Origin of the sequence: Okeania sp. SIO3B5 (genome assembly GCF_010692555.1) — a bacterium.
Lineage (GTDB): Bacteria > Cyanobacteriota > Cyanobacteriia > Cyanobacteriales > Microcoleaceae > Okeania.
Window position 1 is genome coordinate 1 of the sequence record NZ_JAAHHG010000318.1, and the last position, 5,711, is coordinate 5,711.

Annotated in this window: 7 protein-coding genes; all 7 read left to right on the forward strand. The window is 37.3% G+C overall.

Annotated features, from left to right (window positions below):
• Window positions 1–236: 236 nt before the first annotated feature.
• Complete coding sequence (ndhL, locus tag F6K54_RS29975) at window positions 237–473, forward strand: NAD(P)H-quinone oxidoreductase subunit L (RefSeq protein ID WP_293086005.1); 237 nt, start codon at window positions 237–239, stop codon at window positions 471–473.
• On the forward strand, window positions 473–793 hold the full coding sequence (locus F6K54_RS29980) for a DUF3007 family protein (RefSeq protein WP_293086008.1): 321 nt from the start codon (window positions 473–475) through the stop codon (window positions 791–793). The genes ndhL and F6K54_RS29980 overlap by 1 nt, the downstream gene beginning before the upstream one ends.
• A gap of 351 nt (window positions 794–1,144) precedes the next feature.
• Window positions 1,145–1,948 (forward strand): tryptophan synthase subunit alpha, encoded by an 804-nt coding sequence (trpA, locus tag F6K54_RS29985; protein WP_293086011.1) that lies wholly within the window; start codon window positions 1,145–1,147, stop codon window positions 1,946–1,948.
• Window positions 1,949–2,104: 156 nt separating this feature from the next.
• Window positions 2,105–3,040 (forward strand): phosphoribulokinase, encoded by a 936-nt coding sequence (locus tag F6K54_RS29990; RefSeq protein WP_293086014.1) that lies wholly within the window; start codon window positions 2,105–2,107, stop codon window positions 3,038–3,040.
• Window positions 3,041–3,138: 98 nt separating this feature from the next.
• Window positions 3,139–3,726: a bifunctional 2-polyprenyl-6-hydroxyphenol methylase/3-demethylubiquinol 3-O-methyltransferase UbiG gene (locus F6K54_RS29995; protein WP_293086017.1), complete on the forward strand. Its 588-nt coding sequence runs from the start codon at window positions 3,139–3,141 to the stop codon at window positions 3,724–3,726.
• A gap of 496 nt (window positions 3,727–4,222) precedes the next feature.
• Window positions 4,223–4,807: a class I SAM-dependent methyltransferase gene (locus F6K54_RS30000; RefSeq protein ID WP_293086020.1), complete on the forward strand. Its 585-nt coding sequence runs from the start codon at window positions 4,223–4,225 to the stop codon at window positions 4,805–4,807.
• A 209-nt stretch (window positions 4,808–5,016) separates the two neighbouring features.
• Window positions 5,017–5,604, forward strand: a complete 588-nt coding sequence (locus F6K54_RS30005) for a class I SAM-dependent methyltransferase (protein WP_293086023.1) — start codon at window positions 5,017–5,019, stop codon at window positions 5,602–5,604.
• The last annotated feature ends 107 nt before the right edge of the window (window positions 5,605–5,711 follow it).

The window sequence follows — 5,711 nt, forward strand, 5'->3', positions numbered from 1 at the left end:
GGTTCAGCTAACATAATTAGAAAGGTAAGGACACAGTTAAATTTCGATTTAACCAAGGTCTGTAGGGCAGTTTTGACTCTGCCAAAACGGTATTTTTTGGATTCTCTTTCAAAAGAATATCGTAAGCGCTTGGAGGGTGATTTTAGTCCGCTCCAAGCATACGCTTAGAATCCCCGTCTTTTTAAAGCGGGGAGAAGTCAAGATTAACTATTGCAATTTCTAAATAAATATTGTTTATGAACTTAGAACTAGACGGGAACCTGGTAATCCTAATTATTTATGCAGTCCTAGCAGGAACTTACCTTTTGGTAATGCCAGCTATAGTTTATGCTTACTTGAATATCCGTTGGTATGTTGCTAGTTCCTTTGAACGAGTCTTTATGTATTTCTTGATGTTCTTCTTCTTCCCTGGTATGTTAGTTTTGTCCCCATTTTTGAACTTTCGCCCCAGACGGCGACAAATTGAAGGTTAATGCGACGAATTGAGGCCATTGGAATAAGTGTTGGTATTTTTGCTGCTGGTGGTATCCTTTACTTTATATTTCAGGTAGTAGGAGTCAATGGTATAGAGGCTGGTATCTGGACACAAGCAGTTTTGGTCGGTGGCTTGGTTGGCTGGCTACTGACTTATTTGTTTCGGGTTACTAATAGTAATATGACCTATAACCAGCAGTTAAAAGATTATGAGGAAGCAGTAATCCAAAAGCGACTGGAAGAAATGACTCCAGAGGAGTTGGCTCAGTTGCAGGCAGAGGTTGAACAAGAAAGGGCAGCCAAGAATAAGCAGGAATAATCAGGGCTGTTTCATTCTCGATAGACACGGGGACGTGGAGACAAGCTCGACAGACACGGGGACACGGAGACACGGAGACACGGGGATGGAGGATTTTAATTTATGATTAAAATTGGACTTTTAACCCTCGATAGACACGGGGACACGGAGACACGGAGACACGGGGATGGAGGATTTTTATGATTAAAATTGGGCTTTTCATCCAAAAAAGAAGTAGGAGTGCCTATAACTGTCTCCCCATCAGGCTTTGAGAGAAACGCCAAAATTTAGAATGAAACAGCCCTGCCATTGACGGTAGGGTATTAAATCCGCAACAGAATAAATTATTTATCCAAATATTGAAAATTAAAAATGATTTCAGTTTCTCATCGCTTTGAATCTCTACGCAATTCGGAAAATGGTCGTCAGTGTGCTTTTATTCCTTTTATTACCGCAGGCGATCCAGATTTGGAAACTACGGCCAAAGCTTTGGAGGTATTGGATAATAGTGGGGCCGATTTGATTGAGTTGGGCGTTCCATATTCTGACCCTTTGGCTGATGGTCCAGTAATTCAGGCTGCTGCTACTCGTTCTTTGGAACGGGGGACTACTTTGGAGTCGGTGTTGGAGGTGGTGCAGACAACGAGCAAGAAGTTGCGATCGCCGATTATTTTGTTTACTTACTATAATCCGATTTTGTCTCGAGGGGTGGAGAGCTTCCTGAAAAAAATTTATGATGCTGGTGCTAGGGGTTTGGTTGTGCCGGATCTGCCGTTGGAGGAGGCGGATATTTTGTTAAAGCCTGCTCGGGATATTGGGGTTGAGTTGACTTTGTTGGTGGCTCCTACTAGCCCAAAAGAGAGAATAGAGGCGATCGCTCGTCAGTCTCAAGGGTTTATTTATCTGGTGAGTGTGACTGGGGTAACGGGAATGCGTAATCAAGTACAGACACGGGTGGAAGATTTGTTGGTAGAAATGCGAGGGGTGACAGATAAACCTATTGGTGTTGGTTTTGGTATTTCTCAACCGGAACACGCTTTGCAAGTAAAAAATTGGGGGAGTGATGCGGTTATTGTTGGTAGTGCGGTGGTGAAACGTTTGGCAGAGGGAACGCCGGATGAGGGTTTGGAGGCGATCGGGCAGTTTTGTCGAAGTTTGAAAGCTGCTATTAGTTGAAGGAAGAAGGAAGAAGGAAGAAGGAAGAAGAAAAAACCTTGTCCCTCTCTCAAAAATCTTGCCCCAAGGTCAAATAGATCGTAAAATTAAGAAATAATTATAAATTTCCGGTTGTTTTATGTAAGCTTTTGTCCGGTAGTAGGGAGAAGTGAAATTATGAATTATCGTCCAATCATTCTAGGAATTGTCGGTGATAGCGCTGCGGGTAAAACTACTTTGACTAGAGGAATTGCTCAAGTCTTAGGGCCAGAAAATGTGACTGTGATTTGTACAGATGACTATCATCGCTACGATCGAAAACAAAGGGCGGAAATAGGTATTACAGCCCTACACCCAGATTGTAATCATCTTGATATAATGCAGCAACATTTGACTCTGCTGCGTACTGGACAACCAATTCTTAAGCCTATTTATAATCACTCAACGGGAAAATTTGACCCGCCAGAATATATTAAGCCTAGCAAGTTTGTGATTGTTGAAGGACTACTGGGTTATTCGACTAGGGGAGCGAGAGATTGTTACGATGTGAAGGTGTATCTTGCACCACCAGAGGATTTAAGGGCGAAATGGAAGGTAAAACGGGATACGATGAAGAGGGGATATAGTGAAGAACAGGTTCTCAAAGAGATGGAAAAACGGGAACCAGACTCGGAGGCTTTTATCCGTCCCCAACGTAAGTGGGCAGATGTAGTTGTTACTTTTTATCCTCCTTCAAATGATGAAAATAGCTCTGAACTTCATGTACGCTTGGTGCTGAGACCAACTATTCCTCACCCAGATTTTCTAGAGATTATTGGCCAAGGCAGCCCTAGTTTTCAGCCAGCAGTACGTTTGGGGTTAGACAGGGATATGGGTAAACCAGTGGATGTTTTGGAAATTGATAGTCATGCAACGAAAGAACAGGTAAATGAGTTAGAGATGATTTTATGTCAGGATACGCCTTATTTAAAGGATTTTTGTTCGCCGAAAGGAGACCCAGATATTGGTAAGTTAGTTGGTACGACTGGGGAGCTGCTTCAGAGTTATCCTTTAGCTTTGACTCAATTACTTATTGCTTATCACATGATTAAGGCTACTAATATTTATCAGTAATATTTAGTTTTTAACTATCGTATTCTTGTCATATTTTTTTTCACTAAAGTTGGGTTGGATCGGTAGATTAAGTATCAGTAAATATTGAAGTAGGAACTATGTTTACAAAAATTTCCGCCGAAGAATTTTATAATAATCATGCTGCTAAGTATGATTATATAGTAAAGACCCCTAATGCTCAGGTACAGTATTTAAATGAAGCGGTTAAAATTTTCCAACAACGCAATTACCATCAAGGCAGTGTTTTAGATATAGGTTGTGGAACTGGACTTCTAAGTGAGTTATTGCAGGGAGATTTTGAATATACAGGGATTGATATTTCAGTTAATATGCTAGGTTATGCAACCCAAAGAGGTTATAAAACTATCCATAAACCGATAGAAAAGGCTTTGGTTGAAATTGATTCCCACTCCTACGATTTTGTTTTTTGTTTAGGTTCATTGTATTTTGTTGAAGATGCTCAAACTGCTATAGAGCATATTTATCGAATTGCTCGTAAAACTATTTTAATTAGTTTAACTGAAGCAACAGATGAATATATTAAAAACCATGTTATTCCGGTTTACGACCATTCAAAAATGGTAATTAAAAATGCTATGGAAGATTATTTCATATTAGGTTGGACTCCTCCAAATACAGGTATTCCTATCCGCACTCGCATGATTTATATTGAACAGAAAAACTAAGGTAATTTCAGTTATTCAGTTATCAGTTAGCCTCCTCCGGAGGAACTGCGTTAACAGTACCTCTGCAATAAGGAAGCTACGAAAATACGGAATTCTCTTTTTTTTATCCCCTTAAAAAGCTATCCCTTATAAGGAACTCCTCAGACACGAGGACACGGAGACGCACCAGACACGGGGACACGGAGAGAAGGAAAGAAGGGGAGCAGGGGAGAAGGGAGAAATAGTCATAGTACCTAAGTAAAACTACTTGATTCGCCAAAATAAATGTACTTTTAAATACATTTTATCTCTAGAAAAAGGCTTTTAAAACCTAAAACATAATTTCTCTATTTTGTCAAGTTTTATGTTAAGAAAGATATTTATAAAGCATAGCTTAAAAAGGGAGGCTTTAGACCACGATATTTCGGTAATGGTTGAATAATATTTAATATTTAATGTGGCCTATTAATCAGACCATAAGGGATGGAAAATATAAGTCAAATTTGAACTATAAATTATGGTAAATAAAATTTCTGCTGAAGAGTTTCATGATGATTATTCTGCTAAGTATGATGATTTGGCAAAGGCTAGGAGTAATCTAAAGTTTCATAATGAGGCAGCTAAAATTTTTTATCAATACAATCATCATCAAGGCAGTATTTTAGATATTGGTTGTGGAACAGGGTTTCTAAGTGAATTATTACAAGGGGATTTTAAATATACAGGTATTGATGTCTCAGCTAATATGCTAGATTATGCAGTCCAAAGAGGTTATAAAACTATCCATAAACCGATAGAAACTGCTTTGGCTGAAATTGATTCCCAGTCCTATGATTTTGTTTTTTGTTTAGGTTTATTGTATTTTGTTGAAGATGCTCAAACTGCAATTGAACATATTTATCGGATTTCTCGCAAAGCTATTATAATCAGCATTAATGAATTGACAGAGGAATATATTAAAAACTTTATTGTTCCGGTTTATGACCATTCAAAAATTGCGCTCGAAGATGCCATCGAAGATTATTTTATTATAGGTTGGACTTCTTCAAGCCAAGGTGTTGATATCCGAACTCGAATGATTTACATTGAACAGAAAAGTTAAGGTCATTTCAGTTATCAGTTATCAGTTATGAGTACTTCTGCAATAAGGAAGCTACGAAAATACGGAATTCTCTTTTTTTATCTCCTTAAAAGGGGAGACTTTAGACGACGATATTTCGGTAATGGTTTAATAAGATTTAATATTTAATATGACCTATCAATCATACTGTAAAAGATGATAAATATTCAGTCAAATTTGAACTATAAATTATGACAAATAAAATTTCTGCTGAAGAATTTTACGATGAACTTTCTGCTAATTATGACGATGTGTTAAAAGACCCTAAGTGTAATGTACAACACCTAAATGAAGCAGCTAAAATATTCCATAGATATAATTATCATCAAGGTAGTATTTTAGATATTGGTTGTGGCACAGGTTTTCTGAGTGAATTATTACAGGGAAATTTTGAATATACAGGTATTGATATTTCTAGTAACATCCTAGATTATGCAGCTAAAAGAGGTTATAAAACTATCCACAAATCAATTGAAACAGCTTTACCTGAAATTGATAAAAATTCCTACGATTTTGTTTTTTGCTTGGGTTCATTATTATGTGTTGAAGATGCTAAAACAGCAATTGAACATATTGATAGAATAGCTCGTCAAGCTATTTTGATTAGTCTTGATGAGACAACGGAAGAATTTATTAAAAATTTTGCTGTGCCAGTTTACGACCATTCAAAAATAGTAATTGAAAATTCTATTGAAGATTATTTTATATTAGGTTGGACTTCTCCAACTACGGGTATTCCTATCAAAACTCGGATGATTTTTATTGAGCAAAAAAACTAAAGTAATTTCAGTTATTAGTTAGCCTCCTAACGGAGTGTGGGATAGTAAACATAAATCAAATTTGAACTATAAATTATGGTAAATAAAATTTCTGCTGAAGAATTTTA